Origin of the sequence: Chitinophaga jiangningensis (genome assembly GCF_900142605.1) — a bacterium.
Classification (GTDB): domain Bacteria; phylum Bacteroidota; class Bacteroidia; order Chitinophagales; family Chitinophagaceae; genus Chitinophaga; species Chitinophaga jiangningensis.
This window is the reverse complement of record NZ_FRBL01000011.1, coordinates 41,682-61,240: the sequence shown is the minus strand read 5'-3', so window position 1 is coordinate 61,240 and position 19,559 is coordinate 41,682. Positions and strand designations below refer to the sequence as shown.

General features: G+C 48.6%; 19 protein-coding genes. 11 read left to right on the top strand and 8 right to left on the bottom strand.

Annotated features, from left to right (window positions below):
* Positions 1-95 precede the first annotated feature (95 nt).
* The 4 genes from BUB18_RS25640 to BUB18_RS25625 all read right to left on the bottom strand — a co-directional run bounded on the left by BUB18_RS25640 (position 96) and on the right by BUB18_RS25625 (position 5,038).
* Entirely contained in the window at positions 96-851 is a 756-nt protein-coding gene (locus BUB18_RS25640) for a M57 family metalloprotease (protein ID WP_073086637.1), read from the bottom strand.
* 365 nt (positions 852-1,216) lie between these two features.
* The gene (locus tag BUB18_RS25635) at positions 1,217-1,981 is read right to left on the bottom strand and encodes a M57 family metalloprotease (RefSeq protein ID WP_073086635.1); all 765 of its coding nucleotides are present in this window, start codon (positions 1,979-1,981) and stop codon (positions 1,217-1,219) included.
* A 265-nt stretch (positions 1,982-2,246) separates the two neighbouring features.
* Positions 2,247-3,923, bottom strand: coding sequence for a phosphoethanolamine transferase family protein (locus tag BUB18_RS25630; protein ID WP_073086633.1), 1,677 nt, complete (start codon positions 3,921-3,923; stop codon positions 2,247-2,249).
* The gene (locus BUB18_RS25625; protein ID WP_178372209.1) at positions 3,923-5,038 is read right to left on the bottom strand and encodes a BamA/TamA family outer membrane protein; all 1,116 of its coding nucleotides are present in this window, start codon (positions 5,036-5,038) and stop codon (positions 3,923-3,925) included. Before BUB18_RS25625 ends, BUB18_RS25630 begins: the two co-directional genes overlap by 1 nt.
* 115 nt (positions 5,039-5,153) lie before the next feature.
* Here BUB18_RS25625 and BUB18_RS25620 point away from each other — a divergent pair, with 115 nt between their 5' ends.
* Both BUB18_RS25620 and BUB18_RS25615 read left to right on the top strand, forming a co-directional pair.
* Complete coding sequence (locus BUB18_RS25620) at positions 5,154-5,663, top strand: YtfJ family protein (RefSeq protein ID WP_073086631.1); 510 nt, start codon at positions 5,154-5,156, stop codon at positions 5,661-5,663.
* A gap of 81 nt (positions 5,664-5,744) precedes the next feature.
* The gene (locus BUB18_RS25615) at positions 5,745-6,323 is read left to right on the top strand and encodes an RNA polymerase sigma factor (protein ID WP_073086629.1); all 579 of its coding nucleotides are present in this window, start codon (positions 5,745-5,747) and stop codon (positions 6,321-6,323) included.
* Here BUB18_RS25615 and BUB18_RS25610 read toward each other — a convergent pair.
* Positions 6,300-7,442 (bottom strand): FAD-dependent oxidoreductase, encoded by a 1,143-nt coding sequence (locus BUB18_RS25610; protein ID WP_073086627.1) that lies wholly within the window; start codon positions 7,440-7,442, stop codon positions 6,300-6,302. The genes BUB18_RS25615 and BUB18_RS25610 overlap by 24 nt on opposite strands.
* Positions 7,443-7,463: 21 nt before the next feature.
* Positions 7,464-8,060 carry a TetR/AcrR family transcriptional regulator gene (locus BUB18_RS25605; protein ID WP_073086625.1) on the bottom strand — a complete coding sequence of 199 codons (597 nt, stop codon included), beginning with the start codon at positions 8,058-8,060 and terminating at the stop codon, positions 7,464-7,466.
* 59 nt (positions 8,061-8,119) lie between these two features.
* Between BUB18_RS25605 and BUB18_RS30125 the strand changes: the two genes are divergently transcribed.
* Positions 8,120-8,254, top strand: a complete 135-nt coding sequence (locus tag BUB18_RS30125) for a hypothetical protein (protein ID WP_262487703.1) — start codon at positions 8,120-8,122, stop codon at positions 8,252-8,254.
* A 12-nt stretch (positions 8,255-8,266) separates the two neighbouring features.
* Here the strand turns inward: BUB18_RS30125 and BUB18_RS25600 are convergent, their stop codons facing one another.
* Together BUB18_RS25600 and BUB18_RS25595 are read right to left on the bottom strand one after the other, a co-directional pair.
* Positions 8,267-8,938 carry a hypothetical protein gene (locus BUB18_RS25600; RefSeq protein WP_073086623.1) on the bottom strand — a complete coding sequence of 224 codons (672 nt, stop codon included), beginning with the start codon at positions 8,936-8,938 and terminating at the stop codon, positions 8,267-8,269.
* Positions 8,939-8,975: 37 nt separating this feature from the next.
* On the bottom strand, positions 8,976-9,704 hold the full coding sequence (locus BUB18_RS25595; RefSeq protein WP_143160103.1) for a hypothetical protein: 729 nt from the start codon (positions 9,702-9,704) through the stop codon (positions 8,976-8,978).
* A gap of 291 nt (positions 9,705-9,995) precedes the next feature.
* Between BUB18_RS25595 and BUB18_RS25590 the strand changes: the two genes are divergently transcribed.
* The 8 genes from BUB18_RS25590 to BUB18_RS25555 all read left to right on the top strand — a co-directional run bounded on the left by BUB18_RS25590 (position 9,996) and on the right by BUB18_RS25555 (position 19,557).
* Positions 9,996-11,174, top strand: coding sequence for an acyltransferase family protein (locus BUB18_RS25590; protein ID WP_178372208.1), 1,179 nt, complete (start codon positions 9,996-9,998; stop codon positions 11,172-11,174).
* A 59-nt stretch (positions 11,175-11,233) separates the two neighbouring features.
* Complete coding sequence (locus BUB18_RS25585) at positions 11,234-12,772, top strand: M20/M25/M40 family metallo-hydrolase (RefSeq protein ID WP_073086617.1); 1,539 nt, start codon at positions 11,234-11,236, stop codon at positions 12,770-12,772.
* 90 nt (positions 12,773-12,862) lie between these two features.
* The gene (locus tag BUB18_RS25580) at positions 12,863-14,410 is read left to right on the top strand and encodes an arylsulfatase (RefSeq protein WP_245805736.1); all 1,548 of its coding nucleotides are present in this window, start codon (positions 12,863-12,865) and stop codon (positions 14,408-14,410) included.
* A gap of 61 nt (positions 14,411-14,471) precedes the next feature.
* On the top strand, positions 14,472-15,431 hold the full coding sequence (locus BUB18_RS25575) for an AAA family ATPase (protein WP_073086615.1): 960 nt from the start codon (positions 14,472-14,474) through the stop codon (positions 15,429-15,431).
* Positions 15,424-16,365 (top strand): DUF58 domain-containing protein, encoded by a 942-nt coding sequence (locus BUB18_RS25570; protein WP_083550779.1) that lies wholly within the window; start codon positions 15,424-15,426, stop codon positions 16,363-16,365. The genes BUB18_RS25575 and BUB18_RS25570 overlap by 8 nt, the downstream gene beginning before the upstream one ends.
* A gap of 1 nt (position 16,366) precedes the next feature.
* On the top strand, positions 16,367-16,861 hold the full coding sequence (locus BUB18_RS25565; RefSeq protein ID WP_073086613.1) for a DUF4381 domain-containing protein: 495 nt from the start codon (positions 16,367-16,369) through the stop codon (positions 16,859-16,861).
* Entirely contained in the window at positions 16,839-17,831 is a 993-nt protein-coding gene (locus BUB18_RS25560; protein ID WP_073086611.1) for a VWA domain-containing protein, read from the top strand. Before BUB18_RS25565 ends, BUB18_RS25560 begins: the two co-directional genes overlap by 23 nt.
* Positions 17,824-19,557, top strand: coding sequence for a VWA domain-containing protein (locus tag BUB18_RS25555; RefSeq protein WP_073086609.1), 1,734 nt, complete (start codon positions 17,824-17,826; stop codon positions 19,555-19,557). Before BUB18_RS25560 ends, BUB18_RS25555 begins: the two co-directional genes overlap by 8 nt.
* Positions 19,558-19,559 lie beyond the last annotated feature (2 nt).

The window sequence follows — 19,559 nt, the reverse complement described above, 5'->3', positions numbered from 1 at the left end:
GCGGCCTTTAAGAAAGTAGAATATGGATAACGGCCGCTGGAAGAAAAAAAAGCACCCCGCCACGGGGTGCCTTTTCGCAGAAGAAGAAAGAAATATTAATACAATGCTGCAATAGCATTTTTATCATTGGTAGATAAAGTAGTGGCGCCGCTTCCGCACTGACCACCATTCATCAGCGAAGATGCATCAGTACCGCCAACACCCGGAACGGCAATAGCGCTGGATTCACCAATAGCAGCCCAGTTGGTATGACGCAGGGAAACGTTATGTCCCAGCTCATGACAGATAGTGCGGGCACGCTGTGCAAAGCTATTACCGGCAATATAGTTTTTATTGATGCGGATCAGGTTACCGGCTTTACCACCACTTGGGAAAGTACCCTGGCCGCAAACACCGTTACCCAGGTTGTAGTTGGTGATCAGTACATCGTAAGTACCGCTGGTTACAACCACCCAGTTAACATTACAGTTGGCAACAGCATTCCATTGTCCAATGGCACTGTTAATTTCAGAAATCATAGATGTCATGGAGGCGTCAACATACAAACGCAGGTTAGCCACGTTAGCAGCAGATACCAGGCTGCCAGTGTAATACTGCTCTGTAGAAGCGCCGTTTGGTACTACCATGTCTTTAGGGAAACGGATGTCACCTTCTACAATGTACTCACCTGGCTGGTCAACAATCGTGTGGGCAGGGAATCCCAATCCGATAATGTAGTTGTAAACTTTTTTAGCAGGGTCAGTAACTGCTGTAACACTTTGTAGTTCTGCCGGGGCATCAGCAGATTTTTTACAGGAAGCAATAGTAACGGCAAACAATACAGCCAGCATGATGAATAGGTTCTTTTTCATGTTGTGAAGCGTGTGTTTAAGTGATAAAAATGGTATTGTGAGTTAAAAAATCCTGCACTTTTAATACCTATAGGCAAATCAGGGTAACTATGATAATTTTCATTATCAATGCATACGACAGATACAATAAAACATAGGTGCAGACCTGCTGAAACTTCAGCCTGTTGCGCTCTCCGGAAAATTTGCTTAATTGGGTATCCAGGTTAAACTTCGTTCAGATTTTGGTTATAACAATAATACAAATATTTATCGAGTAGCAAAATTTTTTTTATCTGCACCATGAAAGCATATTGCAGTAAGTAATGTTATCAAAAAAACACGCTGAGTTTTTCAGCGTGTTTTTTATTCGCTTGAATTATAGTAGATCAGGGATATAATGCCTGCGCAGCCTGAATGTCTTTTGCAGACAACGAAGTAGCCCCTGTTCCGCATTGACCACCATTCATGAGTGAATTGGCATCGGTACCAGGTACACCTGGAACATCTGTAGCAGTTGGCTCGCCTCTCGAAAACCAGTTAGTATGACGGAATGAAACATTATGTCCCATTTCATGACAGATAGTACGGGCACGCTGCGCGAAAGTATTGCCCGCAATGTAAGCCTTGTTGATGTAAATTAAATTACCAGCTTTACCAGCACTTGGGAAGGTACCCTGACCGCAAACACCGTTACCAAGGTTGGTGTCCGTGATCAATACATCATATGTTCCGCTGGTAACAATGGTCCAGTTAATCGCGCAACTGGTAATACCATTCCACTGCCCGATAGCAGAAGTGATTTCCGAATTCATGGAAGTCATGGATGCATCCACAGATAAGCGGATGTTAGTTACCCAACTGGTTGACACCAGGCTGCCCGTGTAATACTGCTCTTCCAAAGCTTTTGGCAGCACCATGTCTTTAGGAAAACGGATATCGCCTTCCACAATAAATGCATCCGGCTGATCCACGATCTGATGTGCCGGAAAACCCATGCCAATAATGTAGTTATAAACTTTTTTGGCATGGTCGTTCGTCAGGGCAATGGTTTGAATTTTTGGCGCTGAATCGATGGCTTTTTTACAGGCTACAATCGCAAAAATGGCTACTACCAACAGTAAGCCCAGCATAAGAAGCGCTTTGTTTTTCATGTTTTTTGAGGGGTTTTAAGTGATGGAAAAGGTATCGGGTGAAACTCCTGGACTTTTATTGCCTATTAACAAACCGGGTTATCCATGCGAAAAAGAAAATACAATACTGCCCAAACCGAATCGGAATGAGTATCGGAGAGATTTGCTTAATCAGGTTTGAATAGTGAACTACGATCAGACTTTGGTTGTAACAATAATACAACTATTTACGGAGCAGTAAAATTTTATTTATAAGCCCTGTGAGTAAGGGCTGCAGTGGAATTTGTTATCTTTTAAGTAACGAGTCTTCGCGCTGCATTTCGTCAAAATCTTCCGTCTTGAAATAGCGGGAAAACTCTTCCGGTTCCTCATGATCTCCCAAAATCCTCCGGGGAATCTGCGGTTCAAATGATTGGTTAGTTAAACTGAGTTTATACTGTACAAACGGACTATAAATTCCCGCCATATCTGCCAGCGTATGAAACACCACGCGGGTATCCGCAGGTGCATGGAGGTACTGCTCCGCTACCTGGAATCTTTCCGGCCAGGTTTGAAGGTACTGCCTGCTAAACCATAATAGCAGCGGAATACGCAGTTCATAATAGGTAGGGAATGGAGTACTGTGCAGGAACAAATGCCGGTCATCATCCATTAAATTTTCTCCATGGTCAGATACATACAACATACCGGCACACAATTCCCGTTCCTGCAGCATACCGATCATCACATGTAAAAGACTGTCACTGTAACGGATACTGTTGTCGTAGGCATTCCAGAGTTCCGTTTTATGTTGCAGCTTAATTGCCAGCGGCTGGTCCGGTTTAAAAAACGATTTATCCGTGGGGTAACGGTTGGAGTATTTGAAGTGCGATCCGTGCATATGCAATACGACAAAGGCTTTGCCGGTATCTTCGTCCAGTACTTTTTTGAAGTGCGGAATCAGGTTGGCATCATACTGCCCAATCTCTTTTTTATCCACCCCTTTGTTGATGTCAATCCATACATTGGCCTCTTTACTGTAAAATCCGATCAGCTGTTGGTTGGCTACCTGGTTGGTGATAAAGTAAGTTTTGAAACCTGCTTCTTTAAATAAGGTAATAATACTTTTTTGTGTATAGAGATATGGAGCCGACGAAGCATCGGCGGGCGAGAGAATCAACGGTACACTCTTTTGCGTGGCGTTCGACTCGCTGGTAATATTGGAGAACGTCAGGAGCCCGGGTTGCCCGGTCAGAAAAGGATTGGTGTTCACCCGGTGGCCGAGCAAACTCCAGCTCATGGCCCGCGACGATTCACCCAACACCAACACGTATACTTCTCTCTCTTTAGCATGATTTTTTTTATTTGCATGGAAAGTGAAACCATAGGAAGTGATCGGGTAATTCCGCTCCCGGTACCATTTGTCCACCGCAAAATTTAGATTATAAATAACGTTCAGCGGATATACTTTTTCATCCATCCGCACACCCGCTACAAGTATAATGCCCGCCATCACCAAACTGGCGATGCCGGCGTATAAACTGAATTGGCGCCGGAAACCCGCGTGCAATCTCATCTTCATACAGCAGGATAGAATGGCTAGCGCTAAAATAGGGAGGTACAGCACGCACACAATTATGATCGAAGGCATGATGTTTCCTAATAGCTCGGTGCTTTCTTCCACATCGGTAGTTACCGTATTGAGAAACATGTCCGTCGTTATCACGCCTTCTCCAAACAAATACAAAAAAACTATTTCATACGCATGGATGATCAGCATGGGCAACATCAGCAGCATCATGATACCGGGTTTGCGGAACACCGATATCAGCGCAATACCCAGCGTAAAAGGGAACAGGAGGTTTACAATAATGTTGAACCAGGAGAAATCTATCCATACCAGTACCATGTTGGGGATCACCCAGCTGATAGCAAAAATCAGGAGGTAGGTAGATTGTCGGTTCCAGTGTAAACGTATTGCCATCAGAAAACTTCATTTATACCGAAATAAAAGCCGGATTGATCGGAGCCCATGCCGAAGTCGAGCCGGATATTTACCCGCTTCTTAAACTCCCAACGGTAGCCAACACCATAGCTGATCAGCGTTTGATCCAGCCGGAGGTTTTTATAGGCAGGGCATACATTACCTGCTCCTACCCACACTACTGCGCCATTGCGGCCTACGATCTTCTGCCGCAGCTCCACCTGGCCACTGAGGTACTTCTTGTCGCGGTACCGGCCTTCGAAATAGCCACGCAGGCGGTTACTGCCTCCTGCTTCCGCCATGAGCGACCATGGTACTTCTCCGTAATTGCTCTCTGTAAAAAAGTCCAGGGCCAGGATGCCTGTCTTCCATAAACGCTTGTACCAGTCCACCTGCACTTCCAGTTTTCCAAACACCTCATCATTACCAAAGGTGGAAGGGAAAAATTTATAGCCCGCCCGCACATAAACGCCTTTATAAGGATTGGGGATGAAGTCGCGGCTATCGAAACTGATAAATGGCCCTGCCCCAAAGGCAAACACGTGCTCCGGCTGCATCAGTGGGGTGCCGCCGCTGGTATCAATTTTCCTGGCGCTGCCATCATTCAGCATTACGGAAAGACCGCCAAAGAGGCGTCCATGAATTTTTACGCTGAAGTCCGCCGAAATCTTTTTAGTAACCAGCGTATAATCCGTATAGCCATCCTTGTTACTGCCGTCCTCATAACCTATACCCCAATATTTGTTGGGCATGGAGCTGAAAGAGGCTTTTGCCAGCAAACGGAATTTTTCTTTCGGGAAGATGGTATTGCTGTTAATCCCAATGCCATAGAAACCGGTGAGCGACACAGAGCCATAAATCGAGGCGCTGGACACAGGGAGAAGTGAATCGCTGCGATCTGTTTTGTAAAGGCCCGCGGCTATAACAGCTATGCCGCCACTGGTTTCAGGCGCGTAGTAAGGACCACCAATCACACTGACATCGAATTTTTTTTGCTTCTTAACGTCATTGGTATGTTTCATGTAATGAATGAAACGGTTAAAGATCCCTTTCGGGGCGCTGGTATCAGCCGCCTGCTGCCCCAGCCCGGCCACCGGGAAAGTACTTAGAACCAAAATCAGGATACAAATGTTTTTCATCATATCGCAGGCATCTCAAACCTAATAACACTTATTCTATCAAAAGGATGTACCCGCGGATAAAAAATCTTTCAACACAACAAAGGCACATATGAAATACCTCGTACTGTTGCTGCTGATCCTCGCCGGTATCCCTGCCAGTGCCCAGCTCCGGGTAGGCGACAGGGTTAGTCAGGTCACTATCCGCGACGCCAGCAATAACCCGATGAAATTGCCCTACTGGGGACAAAAAGCCTATCTCATTTTTTACCCCGACCCCGATCATGCCTCTCAAAACAAAACCATTACGGATTACCTCAAGCAGCACCCTGTGTCGAGTACCAACATTTTTTCCTTTGGGGTGGTAAACCTCAACGATGCTCCGCTGTTGCCCAACAGCATTGTGCGTATGATGGTGAGGCGGGAGGTAAAGCAAACCGGGGCGGATATTTACACCGATGTAGATAATACGCTCAGCCGTAGCTGGCGCATGGGGGATGTGAATAATAAATTCGTGATCATATTCGTTGATAAAAACCACATCGTCCGGTTTTTTAAGGCCGGGGAGCTGACAACTGAAGAGCAAAAGGAATTATTACGCGTAATTAAGGAATTTAGTTAAACAATTGGGAGGCCGGAACTGTTATATAAGGCTCTATTGATGATAAGGATCATTCTCAGACCTCCAAAAATTACTGTAGGTATGCATGAAAGCGAATACTGGGATTCTTTCAAATCCGGTGAAGTAAACGGTTTGGAAGCCCTTTACGGGCAATATTACCAGTCTCTGGCAAATTATGGGTGCAAATTCACTCACGACGATGTATGCATAGAAGAAAGCATCCAGGACCTCTTCCGCAGGCTCTGGCAAAACAGGGAGTGGCTACACCACGCTACTGCGGTAAAGCAGTACCTGTATCATTCTTTCCGCCGCATTTTACTGGGCAAGCTGGAATATGGCGCCGATGCTTATAACGAAGCACCCGACGAGCAGGTGCCTTTCGAATTACAATTAAAAGATGAACATCCGCTGTTTTCCGGCGAGCGCATGAGCGCCTTGCTGCATCGTGCGCAACATCTCCTGGGCTCTATGGCTTACCGCCAGCGGGAAATCCTGTTCCTGCGGTATTATGTGGGGCTTAGTCACGACGAGGTAGCGGATGTCATGAATATGCATATCTCAGGCGTCTCCAAACTGATGTACCGAACCCTGGATCATCTGCGGAACAAAGCCTGCAATTTCTCGCTGCTTACGCTGTTATACCTGTTGCGTCAGTCCTGAAAACATGGCAACCATTCTTTCCAGCGCACCTTCGGTGTGCATGGAGGTAGTTTGTTCCAGCGTCATTTTCGCCACTTCACCTGCGCGTTGGCGCATTTGTGTTTCATAGGCCGCGATGGCTGCCGCATCATTTTCATATTTCCCCGAAGAGAGGCAGGTGCTAAGTTCCAGCGCATCCAGCATCGCCATATTCACCCCTTCGCCGGCAAAGGGCGGCATCAGGTGGGCGGCATCGCCTATCAGGGTGAGGTTACCATGTGCTTCCCAGTGCTGGTCAACGGGCATGCAATATTGCGGGCGTAACACCAGTGGCAGCGAGGCTTGCTGAGCCAGCGTATGCCATAGCGGCGCCCAGTCGCTGAATGCGGTGTTGAACCAATTGCAGACCTGTTCGCGGTTATTAAAATCTATACCACTTTCTTTGGTCCAGCTTTCCGGAAGATACATGCCGGTATAAAATACCAGGCTGCCATCACCTTTACTGCTTACTATCAAAGTATGGTTGCCGTCCAGTGCGAAAAGTTTGCCCCCTTTCAGCAGGGTGTTGATTTCCGGGGTTGCTGTTTCCGGGTGGTATACGCTGCCTTCCACCATGGTGATGCCGGAGTAGAAAGGTTTTATGCCTGTTACGTAGGGGCGTATCCGTGAGTTGGCACCATCTGCTCCGATTACAATATCCGCATAGGCAGTATAACCATCCTGGAATTCCAGCTGCCAGCCATTTTTTTCCGGTGTCATTTTCAGAAATTGTTTATCCCAGCAAACGGTGTTGGGTGCCAGGGAATCCAGCAGCAGCTCGCGTAGCGGGCCACGGTCTATCTCTGGCCGGTCTTCGGATTTTCCCAGCAAATGATCATCTACGAGGATGTTGCCAGTCCGGTCAGTGATCCGCATCAAATCGGCCCCGGGGCGGTAATATTGCTTAAATGCTTCCATGAGACCGGCGGCTTCCAATGCTGCCAGGCCTGATTCCTCGTGGAGGTCGAGCGTGGCGCCCTGTACCCGCACCTGGCGGTTTTTATCGCGTTCGTATACGGTTACGTGCCTGCCTTGCTGCTGGAGCAGGCGGGCGAGGGTGAGTCCTCCCGGACCACCACCTATGATGGCTATCTGTGTCATGTGTTGTAAAAGTTTAAGTGGTTATAGTTTCAGTCCCTTAATTAATGCGCTGCAGCATTGCAGCAGTACCGCTTCTGTAATTACCTGCTGCGGCCTTACGGTATGTTCAAAATATTCGCTCACCAGATCCATCAGTGGTGCAAACAGCATAGCACGCAATGCTTCATACGGCAAGGGTACCAGCTTACCGGCTGTTATCTGTTGCTGAATAAACTGGTGAATCGGTTGAAAGAACGAGCCTTCGTTAATATGATGTTCCTGGAAAGCTTTTACCAGCAGGGGAGAGGCCTGCCCGTGACGGATCAGGGCAAACGCGGGCTGGTTGTAGCGCAGGTAATGAAACCCGTTGAGCCAGATTTTGGTGATGCCGGCTTCCAGGGTCATGCCTGCATCAAAGTCCTGCAGCAGTGCCTTTTCAAAGGCGCCCAGCGCTTCTTCAATAAACAGCTTTATCAGTAGGTCTTCTTTGTCCTTGTACTTAATATAAATCGTTCGCGGGGATATACCGGCTGCCGCTGCCAGCTTTTGCATGGTCAGGTTCTCCAGGCCTTCTGTGGCAATGATGTTCAGGGCTATGGTTTTGATCGCCTGCTCTTTTTCCAGGTTTTTGGGTCGCATTGTTGGTAGTTTGACAATGCAAATATAAGTAAATGTTTATTTACTAATTACGGGAAAACTTGTTAAATCTCACGCAACTGGTTCGTTCTATTGAATATCAGGGATTTATGTATGCGACTTCCTTCCCCAGCGTAGAGCCGCCAGGCATGGCGGCTCCTCGCGTAGTGGCGGGCGCAGCCCGCCTCTACCAGTAAATGATAAGCGCATCAATTCAACGCCGTCGCCATCTTCACATTCAGCGACTCATAATACCTCGTTAAATTGCTGATATTTCTGATCAGGGAATCCTCAGCATTTGACTGCCCTTTGGCATAGGCAATCAGCTGATGACATATTTTAACCAGGGCGCCGGAACGGCTACCCGGTGTAGGCGTAAGCGCTTGTGCCCTTAGCATCCCATATTTTTCATTGTAAGAAGAGAAAAAGTAACGGACCCCATCCAGCCCCGGATCGGCAGGCGCACCAGTGCTACTGAGTGCCGCCTCAAACAAGTCCCTGATCTTTGTGGCCAGTTCCTTATCAATAGGGCGACTCACAGACACCGGCTGATCCGGTACCACACGCTTTTGCTGCAGCGCATCATAATAGGCCACCTTGATATTGGACTTCAGCTGATAACCCCTGGCATCCCCCTCCACAGAAAGGGCGTATTCCGGACTAAAAGGCGGCATTACCACCACCCGCGCCAGTGGCCTGTCCGCAAAGCGGTACAGCAGCTTTTGATAAAGATGATTATAATAACTGTCCACCGCATTGCGGCTGGGTTCGAAAGGTTCCAGCTTGTCGGCCGTTTGCGCAACAGATTGGAGCGCCACCAACAGGCATATTACCATGCCCGGAATAATACATCGCACTCCGCTGGTAGTGTGTTTTAGCATGACAATCTAGTAGCTTTTGGGTATATCAATACAGCAATTATAAACTTACTATATCTGCATTCGTTTTATCAATCACCGGGTACCGCTTCACTTTATTCACTCTGCACACCAGTTCAATTAATTTCTCATAAAAAATAGTGCCGATTACCTCTCCCTGGTTATACAAGCCTATCACCTGCCTGTATCGCTGCGGCTGGTCGATAGCTGTGCTGAACGACACGCCCTTATCCAGCTTTCTGTACTCCATCGGATCTATCACCTCGTGCCCCAGCACCATCTCAAAACGGCCACCCATCGGGTATTGTGGCATTAAATCAGGCCCTGACGGCAGCGGACCACCTATTCTTTCCACCTCCCCACTAATTGCATTCTTCACTAACGGATGCGAATGCACGGAAAAGTCCAGTACATCGCCCCGCGATACCAGGGTTGTCTTTGCACGTTGAATAACATTCGGGAAAATAGCGTCTATAATACCACGCTCAATGTCGGACATTTTTGATTGCCTGCCCACTACAAAAAAATGTTCCACACCCAGGGAATCAGATAAGTGGTAGGCCCTTGTAATGTGGTCTAGTAGTGCTATGCCGGGGTTGAGGAGGTAATAGCCTTTTCGTATCGTTTCCTGAATATCATCTTCTTTGGTAAAGACAATATAGTAATCGCTTTTGCCATTCTTTTCGGAGAAGCGTTTGCCCTTCAGGTTGAAATATAATGTAACGCCGGAGCTATCGGAAAAATCCAGACTATCTGTTAAAGATAACAAGCTTTCCCTATTATACAAATAACGGTCGTTATTTGTTGATGTGCCAGAGGCTGTTACGGTATTATCTTTATGTAAATCATGCATTAATGCAACAAAAAAAATAGCACCTATGACGAATAATAAATAAATCTTGTTCATTCTTGAGGGATGGCGGGGGTTATGAATATTACCGGTTACTTTGGAATAATAGACACTTCAAATTAAGAAAAAAAATCTGTTTTTGAGCATACATTTGCTAATTCTGCCGCAGTGCTTCTCCTGATATTAGTGCCACTTCCAATGATATCGCCTATGTCCCCCGTTAGTTTGTTGCCGATGTTACTGATCCTGTTGCTTATCCTGTTATGGATAACCCTGGTGAGTAACTGGCTACAGGTACGCCCGCAGGAAGGCCGCTACAAATCGATCGATGGCCTGCGCGGCTACCTCGCCGTATATGTATTCCTCTATCATGCCATCATCTGGTTCTTCTTCCTGCGCTCTAATAAGTGGACATCCCCGCCGCCTTCCGTCATCCATGCCAATCTTGGTGCCATCTGCATCTCCCTGTTCTTCATGATCACCGCCTTCCTCTTTTTTTCCAAGCTGGTACATGCCAGGGAGCGTAAGGTGGATTGGGTGAGACTTTACATCTCCCGTATTCTGCGCATCTACCCGGTGTATACCGCCGTGGTGATCGCGCTCCTGTTCGTAGTGGGCATCCTTACGCATTGGAAGCTCCGCGAACCGCTCCCGCAGTTAGTGGCTCATGTGGGCCAGTGGATGATCTCCATCGCCGCGGATGTGAATCATATCTCCGGCACTAAACTGATCATTGCCGGCGTGGTGTGGAGCCTTGCCTTTGAATGGCTGTATTACGCTGCGCTGCCTTTTCTCGGACTGTTACTTGGTGTACGCGCGCCCTTCTACATTTATTTGATGGCGGCCGTTTTCCTGGCCCTCTTCATCGGCATCATTTATTATTGGTACCCTGCCAACGCCTGGAACAAAACACTTGCCTTTACCGGGGGCATGATCCCCGCATTTTTTGCTGCCCACCCGAAAGTGCGCCAGCTGGCCGCTCACTGGATCACTTCCCTGCTCATGATCGCTGTGCTGATCATTGCTACCCTGTATTCTCCCTATATTTATTCCTTCTTTACCTATCTGTGTACCACCTTTATTTTTGTAGCCATTGCCTGCGGAAACACCCTGTTTGGTATCCTAACCTGGCGCCCATCCTGCCTGCTGGGGCAAATCGCTTTTTCGCTCTACATCATCCATGGCCTGATCCTTTTTATCACCTTCATGTTTATACTGGGCATGCCTGTCGCCAGGGTACAATCGCCACTGGTGCACTGGCTCATCACCGCCGGCTGCAGCCTGGTACTGGTAACCGTTTGTACGCTGAGCTATAAATACCTGGAAAGGCCCTTCCTCGAAGCTACTCCTTCACTAACCGCCAGGGTCAAACGATATTTCCGTTTGTAACCGGGTTCAAACAATTGCATCAGGTGGCTGTTAAAGGAGGTAGATCCAAACATTTATGTATGAAGAAGCTACTGGCAATCATCGGTGTCTTACTCGTTTTATTGGTAGCCGTGCTGGCAATAAAAACACTCGTCTACCCCTTCACGAAAGTGAATACCGGCACCGCCGCGTATGAAAATTTCCCCGTTAGCGACAGCGCCCTGCAACGTTTTGCCGGAGGGATACGTATTCCTACCGTTTCAAATGCAGATTATTCCCAGTTTAACTATGGCCCCATCACTCAATTTGCCTCCTATCTGCGGCAGGCCTACCCTAACGTATACGCCGCTACGGAAAGCTACACAGTCAACGATCACGGAATCGTTATCCACTGGAAGGGCCGCAACAGCTCCCTGAAGCCGGTACTTTTCCTCTCGCACTACGATGTGGTACCTCCGGGCGAATACGAAGGCACGGATAGCGGACAGATTATCTTCTCCCCGAAAGATAAACCCCAGCCACCGGTGACAGCCATACAGGATAAGTGGACCCATTACCCCTTCAGCGGTGCCGTAACGGATGGCCGCATCTATGGCCGTGGTACACTGGATATGAAAAATATGTTGTTCTCCCTGATGGAAGCTGTTAATAATCTTATATCCCGGCAATACACGCCTGAAAGAGACGTATACCTCGCCTTTGGCTTCGATGAGGAAGTAGGAGGTACCCATGGCGCAAAAATGATTGCGGAAGACTTTAAAGCCAAAGGCATCCACTTCGATGCAGTGTATGATGAAGGAGGTATTGTATCCTCCAAAGGTAGTCTCAGCGGTATCAATGCCACAGTAGCTCTTATCGGTTGTGCCGAAAAAGGCTTCTGGTCAGCAAGAGTCAAAGTCAAAGGACTCGGCGGGCACTCCTCCATGCCACCCCTGCAAAGTGCTATTGGGAAAGCTGCTGTAATTATGCAGCGCCTCGAATCGGAACAAATGAAACCCATGATCATCCCGGTTATTGATCAGTTCTTTAAGAATGTGGGCGGTGCTATGGATTTTAAAGGCCGGCTGGCTATTTCCAACCAGTGGCTGCTAAAAGGCACTCTCATTAAAACACTCACCGCAAATCATACCACCAACGCCCTTGTACGCACTACCACTGCCCTCACCATGATGAAGGGTAGTGATGCATCCAATGTACTGGCCCCCATCGTGGATTTTGTAGTAAACTTCCGCATACTGCCGGGTAACCCCGTGGCAGAAGTGAAACAGCACTTGCAAAATGCCTGCAGGGGTTTTGACGTGGAAATTGAAGATGTTGGCGCACCCAGAGAAGCCTCCCGCATCTCCGATACTAATTCACAAGGGTACAGGGTGATGGAAAAAACGATCAAACAATATTTCCCCGATGCCATCGTAACGCCCTACCTTACCATCGGTGGTACGGACGGATATAAATATGAAATTGTGTCTGATCACGTATACCGCTTCAACCCTGTCCTGATTAACAACAACGAACAACAAACCATTCATAACAACAACGAATACATCAGTATCAGCAACTATAGCCGCATGATTCGCTATTTCGAAACCCTCATAAAAAATTATGATAGTAAACAATAACAACAATACGGTGTTATTCACCTTTATGAAATCCTTTTCCTGAGCATTTTCATTAGCAGCATCTCTTTTCCAATCCAAAACAATTCTATTATGAACCTTATGAAGAGATGCTGGCAATTCACCTGTTGCCTGCTGTTGTTTTCGGCTATCGCCATGGATAGCCTGCAAGCCCAAAAGAAGCCCAATATCCTCGTGATCTTCGGGGATGACATTGGCCTGTGGAACCTCAGTTGCTGGAACCGCGGCATGATGGGCTTTAAAACCCCCAACATCGACCGTATTGCCAATGAAGGCGCCATGTTTACCGATTATTATGGTCAGCAAAGCTGTACCGCTGGTCGTGCCGCTTTCATCACCGGGCAATGCCCTTTCCGCACCGGACTTACCAAAGTAGGCCTCCCCGGTGCCACCGTGGGCCTGCAGAAAGAAGACCCTACCATTGCTGAATTCCTCAAACCGCTGGGATATGCTACCGGGCAGTTTGGTAAAAACCACCTGGGCGATCTGGATAAATTTCTACCTACTGCACATGGTTTCGATGAGTTCTTTGGTAACCTCTATCACCTCAATGCGGAAGAGGAACCTGAACATGAGGATTACCCAAAAGATCCTGCGTTTAAGAAAAGATATGGCCCCAGAGGAGTGCTGAGAGCCACTGCCGACGGTAAAATCGAGGATACCGGCCCACTCACCATCAAACGTATGGAGACAGTAGATAAAGAATTCTACGATGCAGCCATTGATTTCATGAAACGCCAGAAAGATGCCAATAAACCATTCTTTGTATGGTTTAACAGCACCCGCATGCACATCAACACGCACCTGAAACCCGCTTCCAAAGGCCGCACCGGGCTTGGGATACAGGCTGATGGTATGACTGAGCATGATGAAATGGTAGGGGACCTGCTCAAATTCCTCGACGACAACGGCCTCACCGAAAATACTATCGTGATCTACTCTACCGATAATGGTGCTATGAAATGCGAATGGCCCGACGGTGGCGTATCTCCTTTCAAAGGTGAAAAAGATATGAACTGGGAAGGTGCATTTCGTGTACCCTGCGTAGTGAGATGGCCAGGTCATATCAAACCAGGTACTGTTTATAACGAAATTTTCTCTGCGGAAGACTGGTTACCTACCCTGGTAGCTGCCGCAGGTGGAGATGCTAACCTGGTGGATAAATTAAAAAATGGTTATGCTGCCGGTTCCAAAAGTTTTAAAGTGCACCTGGATGGTTATAACCAGCTGCCATATCTGACCGGACAAGTACAGGAGAGTCCACGTAAGGATTTCTTTTACTTCTCAGATGATGGTGACCTGATGGCCTTCCGACAGGGACGCTGGAAATTCAACTACATGAAACAGGAACATAAAGGGATGAGTGTGTGGAGGGAACCACTGGATGTACTAAGAGCCCCGTTGTTGGAAGATCTGCGTGGCGATCCGTTTGAATACGCTTACGACCATGCTTCAGCCTATTACGATAAATGGTTTATGGACAGGGCTTTCCTGGTCCTGCCTTCAGCCGAAGCAGTAGGTAGGTATCTGGCTACCTACAAACAGTTTCCACCACGTCAAAAACCAGCCAGTTTCGACATTTCTGAGTTTACAGGTGAACTAAAAGCACGCGCGAAATAATTATATCACTCTTATACCGGAGAAAGCCCGCTTTCTCCGGTATTTTCATAATTCCGTTACGATGAGTACACTCGACGATATCAAAACCCTGCGGCAACGCATCACCGAAGATGTAATCGGCCAGGATGATGTGATCGAAAAAATATTAGTAGCGCTACTAACCGACGGTAATGTACTGCTGGAAGGCTTGCCGGGACTGGCAAAAACCAGGTCGGTAAAAAGCCTGGCCAAACACCTCGATAGTAAATTAAGCCGCATTCAGTTTACCCCCGACTTACTACCCTCCGACGTTACCGGTACTGAAATCTACCAGCCGGAAGCCACTGAAAAATTCTTCTTCCAACCCGGACCCATCTTCTCCAACCTTGTGCTGGCAGATGAAATCAACCGCGCCCCGGCAAAGGTGCAGTCGGCCCTGCTGGAAGCCATGGAAGAGCGGCAGGTATCCGTTGCCGGTAAAACGCACAAAATGGAGCCCCTGTTTATGGTACTTGCCACTCAGAACCCTATTGAACAGGAAGGTACCTACCCGTTACCGGAAGCCCAGCTGGACCGCTTTCTACTAAAACTTGAAATCAATTACCCTACAGTAGACAATGAAATGAAGATCGTACAACTGGTGCGTGAAGAATCAAAAGGAGCAGCGAACAATGAACCTGCTTTATCACAGCAGGTAATTTTTGATGCGCGTAAAGCGATTAACGATATCAAGGTAAGCGATGCTGCTGCACGTTACATCGCGGAAATTACCAACGCTACCCGCTTCCCGGAAAAGTACAGCGAGGAACTGGCCAAATGGGTAGACTATGGCGCCAGCCCCAGAGGAAGTATCAGCCTGGATAAATGTTCCCGCGCCGTGGCCTGGCTGGACGGCCGCGATTATGTAACACCCGATGATGTGCGCCACATGGTGCACGATGTACTGCGCCACCGTATCATCCTCAGTTACGAAGCCAACGTTGCCCGCATGGGCGCTGATAAAGTCATTGACGAACTGTTAAAAGTAGTACCCGTTGCGTAACAATACTTCACATAAATGGCCGGAAGGAGTAGCGGTTACCCTCGATGAGCTGATGCGCTACCAGTACTATGTGCAGGAAATTCCGATCCTGCCCCAGCACCCGGTATACAGCATCCTGGCAGGCAGGCATGCAAGCCGGCTGAGAGGCCGCGGGCTCGATTTTGAAGAAGTACGTGTATACGTACCCGGTGATGATGTGCGTAACATTGACTGGCGCGTGACTGCCCGCACCGGCACTACCCATACCAAAGTGTTTAATGAAGAAAAAGAACGCCCTTCTTTCCTGGTGGTGGACCAGAGCAGCCAGTTGTTCTTTGGTTCACAGGAGCAGGTGAAGTCGGTGATAGCCGCACAGGTAGCGGCCCTCAGCGCTTTTTACACCATCCGCCGGGGCGACAGGGTAGGGGGGATTGTATATAACGAAGATGGATTCGAATTTATTCATCCTGCCCGGAGTAAAACACATGTGCAGTACCTGCTGAAAAGTATTGCAGAAAAAAATGCACTCCTTCCGGCACGTAAGCCGGCAGCAGTAAACATTTCCCTGCTCAATGATATGCTGAAGCGTACAGCCGCTTCCGTTACCCATGATTACGTAATTGCGGTGATCAGCGACTTCACCGCAGCGGATGATACAACCGTGAAGCTATTGCGTGGACTGGCTTTGCACAATGATGTGATGCTGGTGCATATTTCCGATCCACTGGATGCCGCACTGCCGGATGGCAGGCTGATACTGGGCGACGGAAAAAAACAACTCCGGTGGAAAAATAGCCTGCATAACGCAGGGCAAAAATATGAGGAAGCATACAAAAAGATGCAACTCAGGCTGGCAGAGGAATTCAGGAACTACCGCATTCCGGTGATCTTTATGGATACCACGCAGCCTGCCTCCTCGCAGGTGATCGGATTTTTCAGTAACAGAAACAAATGATATGGCGCAACCCGGCAACGATATAGGACAACTGATAGTGCCCGATCCGGTACCGTTTACCTTTGCGGCGCCCGGCTGGTATGTGGCCGGTGTACTTTTGCTGTTGCTGCTGGTTACAGCTGTTTTTTTGTTAGTGAGAAGATACAGGCGCAATCGTTATCGCCGTCACGCACTGGCCTGGCTGGAAGCCAAACAGCAGGCACAGCTTACGCCTGCACAACTACTGTTTGATACGGATATGCTGCTGAAGCAGATTGCCATGCACCGCTATGGTGCTGCTACAGTTGCCTCTCTGCAACAACAGCCCTGGATGGATTTTCTGAACAACAGCAGCAGGCCGGCACCTGGCTTTACCGCTGAAGATGCTGGCTTGCTGCAGGTTTCATTATATAAACCGGGAGCGGAACCGATCGCTCCGGAAAATATAAATCAATTTATTACTAAAGCTAAAAGCTGGATACGGCATCACAAACATGCACCTGGAAATAGCATATAAATGGGTATTCCTGTTACTGCCGCTGCCGCTGCTGATCTACTTTTTATTGCCGGCCTGGCGGCGCCGCAGCGCAGCGCTGCTACTGCCGCATTTCGGCGTGGCCGCCGCCGCTATCGGGCATAAGCCCCGTAAGCGTGCATGGGTCACCGGTAGTAATGTGCCTGGCTGGATTGTATTGTTCCTTACCTGGGCCTGTATCCTCGCGGCTGCGGCATCTCCCCGGTATGTAAGTGAACCGGAGAAAGTACCCAAAACGGTAAGAAGCTTTTTGATAGCAGCGGATATTTCAGGAAGCATGTCCCAGCCCGACTGGATTGTGCGCGGTAAGCATACCACCCGCTGGGATGCTGTAAAGCAGCTGATGTCAGACTTTGTGAAACGACGCAAGAGTGACCAGATGGGCCTTGTGGTATTTGGTAGTAACGCCTACCTCCAGGCCCCGCTCACGGCGGACCTGAACATGATCACCTGGTTGCTGAACCAAACGGAAGTAGGTATGGCCGGTCAGATGACCAACATCGGCGACGCCATCGCATTCAGCACCCGCATCCTGAAAGCCGATACTTTAAAGCAGAAAATATTGCTGCTGCTGACGGACGGTGTGGACACCGGTGCAGACATATCACCGCTGGATGCCGCTACCAGTGCGGCAAAAGATTCCATCACAATTTATACCCTCGGAATAGGCCAGGCCAGCGGCTCCGGTGGCTACGACCTCGATGAAAATACCCTGAAGTCAGTAGCAAAAAATACGGGTGGCCGCTACTTCAACGCCATGAACGAAAAAGAGCTGGAAGCAGTATACCAGATGCTGGATAAACTGGCCCCGGTAGAATACCTGGAGCAAAACTACAAACCGGTGGAGCTGCTGTATTACTATCCGCTGGCAGCAGGTTTGCTGCTGGTACTGTTGTATTATTTCTTACTGGCTGTATACCTGCTGGCGGCAAAAAACTGGAAGCATGCATGAATGGTGGCAACATATAGATCTGGATATTAACTGGCAGCAGTTTCATTTTCTGCGGCCTAAGCTGCTGCATTTATTTGAAGTGCTGGGCATTATTGTAGTGCTGCTGTTAATTGGCGCCCGCGAGCCGGAGCGCTGGAAACGTGTGATAGGACCGGTATTGCGGCCTTACCTGTTTTCCAAAGGTAGCCGCTGGAGCATCGTGTGGCCGTTGCTGTTACTCGTTTTGGGAGGCAGCGCCGCGATACTGGGAGTGGCAGGCCCTGCCTGGAAGAAAACGGAAATCCCGGGCCAGAAAGTGCAGGCCGTTGTGCTGATTGTATTAGATCTCACTAAATCAATGACCGCCACCGATATACAACCTACCCGGCTGGAACGCGCCAAGCTCAAAATCAGCGATTTCCTGGATGCCCATCCCGGCGCCAGGGCCGGACTGATGGCCTACGCCGGCACACCTCACCTGGTGCTGCCTTTTACCAGCGATTACAGTATTGTAAAAATGCATGCGGGTAGTTTAAATACTTTTGAGATGCCGGTGCCGGGAAATAATACCCAGCTGTTATTGCAGGAAATAGATACGGTGATGCGGCCGGTACTGGCGCCCAGCACGATCCTGCTATTTACGGATGAAATTACCGCATCTGACGCGATCGCCTATACGAACTTCTTAAACAGCAGCATACACCGGCTGGATGTGATCCTGATGTCGTCACCGGAAGGAGCGCCGGTGCCGGGTATTAAAAATGTGACCTCGAAACAGGACCCGGCAGTATTGCAACAACTTAAAAATGCCAAACTCGCTATCACTCCGCTAACACTGGATACTACAGACGTTGGTGGCATTGCAGCGCAAATCCGCAAGAACCTGGTATTTGAATCCGATAAGGAAAAAAGCAGCAAGGATTGGGACGATATGGGCTACCTCCTGATATTGCCCGTGATGGTGATTACCCTGTTTTTTGCCCGTAAAGGCTGGGCCGTACACTGGTGCCTGCTGTTGCTGGTGATGAGCAGTTGCAGTGTAAAAAGCAAACAGGCATCGTGGTGGTATACGGCGGATTATCAGGGACAAGTACTGTATAACCAGCACGACTATACGGAGGCCGAAACGCGGTTTAAGGACCTGCCGCATAAGGCCGCAGCGGCCTACCAGGCGGGCGACTATGAAACTGCAGCTGCTTTGTTTGCGCTGGACAGCAGCGCTGCCGGTGCGTATAACCGTGGCCTGGCACTCAGTAAGCTGGGCCGCTTTGATGAAGCCGCAGATGCATTTAAGGTAGCGGAAGGGCTGGACCCCTCCCTGTCCGATAAAGTGCAGAAAAGCATGAAGCTGAATCAGCATGCCAAATATGAGGCCGATAGCAGCGCAGCAGCAGACATAAAAAAAGATGCAAAAAGTAAAAAGCTGAAAGATGATAAAAAAGATGAACCGCTCAAAGAAAGAAAGCCACAGTCCAAAGACGAACAGTTATCATCAGATACAAAAGTGGATAAACTGCCTACACATGGGGATCGTAATACTGATGAAGTGAAAACCAACATCCACCGGGGGCAGGAGAGTGATAAGATGGGCGAGCCCGGTGATACCAGCAAGCAGAAAAATGATGACCTGCAAAACATCATTTTGCGTAAGCCGCCGGCAGATCCCGGCGAGTTCCTGCATAAGCGTTTTATACTGCAGCAAAAGAAATTTTACCCCACTGTAAAACCCGGAAAACAAACATGGTAAGG

Bases quoted from the DNA above. Each gene is read 5' to 3' on its own strand.
- BUB18_RS25580 (WP_245805736.1), top strand. From the start codon at position 12,863: ATGAACCTTATGAAGAGATGCTGGCAATTCACCTGTTGCCTGCTGTTG.
- BUB18_RS25560 (WP_073086611.1), top strand. From the start codon at position 16,839: ATGCACCTGGAAATAGCATATAAATGGGTATTCCTGTTACTGCCGCTG.
- BUB18_RS25575 (WP_073086615.1), top strand. From the start codon at position 14,472: ATGAGTACACTCGACGATATCAAAACCCTGCGGCAACGCATCACCGAA.
- BUB18_RS25555 (WP_073086609.1), top strand. From the start codon at position 17,824: ATGCATGAATGGTGGCAACATATAGATCTGGATATTAACTGGCAGCAG.
- BUB18_RS25565 (WP_073086613.1), top strand. From the start codon at position 16,367: ATGGCGCAACCCGGCAACGATATAGGACAACTGATAGTGCCCGATCCG.
- BUB18_RS25640 (WP_073086637.1), bottom strand. From the start codon at position 851: ATGAAAAAGAACCTATTCATCATGCTGGCTGTATTGTTTGCCGTTACT.
- BUB18_RS25635 (WP_073086635.1), bottom strand. From the start codon at position 1,981: ATGAAAAACAAAGCGCTTCTTATGCTGGGCTTACTGTTGGTAGTAGCC.
- BUB18_RS25610 (WP_073086627.1), bottom strand. From the start codon at position 7,442: ATGACACAGATAGCCATCATAGGTGGTGGTCCGGGAGGACTCACCCTC.
- BUB18_RS25590 (WP_178372208.1), top strand. From the start codon at position 9,996: ATGTCCCCCGTTAGTTTGTTGCCGATGTTACTGATCCTGTTGCTTATC.
- BUB18_RS25585 (WP_073086617.1), top strand. From the start codon at position 11,234: ATGAAGAAGCTACTGGCAATCATCGGTGTCTTACTCGTTTTATTGGTA.
- BUB18_RS25620 (WP_073086631.1), top strand. From the start codon at position 5,154: ATGAAATACCTCGTACTGTTGCTGCTGATCCTCGCCGGTATCCCTGCC.
- BUB18_RS25630 (WP_073086633.1), bottom strand. From the start codon at position 3,923: ATGGCAATACGTTTACACTGGAACCGACAATCTACCTACCTCCTGATT.
- BUB18_RS25600 (WP_073086623.1), bottom strand. From the start codon at position 8,938: ATGCTAAAACACACTACCAGCGGAGTGCGATGTATTATTCCGGGCATG.
- BUB18_RS25615 (WP_073086629.1), top strand. From the start codon at position 5,745: ATGCATGAAAGCGAATACTGGGATTCTTTCAAATCCGGTGAAGTAAAC.
- BUB18_RS25605 (WP_073086625.1), bottom strand. From the start codon at position 8,060: ATGCGACCCAAAAACCTGGAAAAAGAGCAGGCGATCAAAACCATAGCC.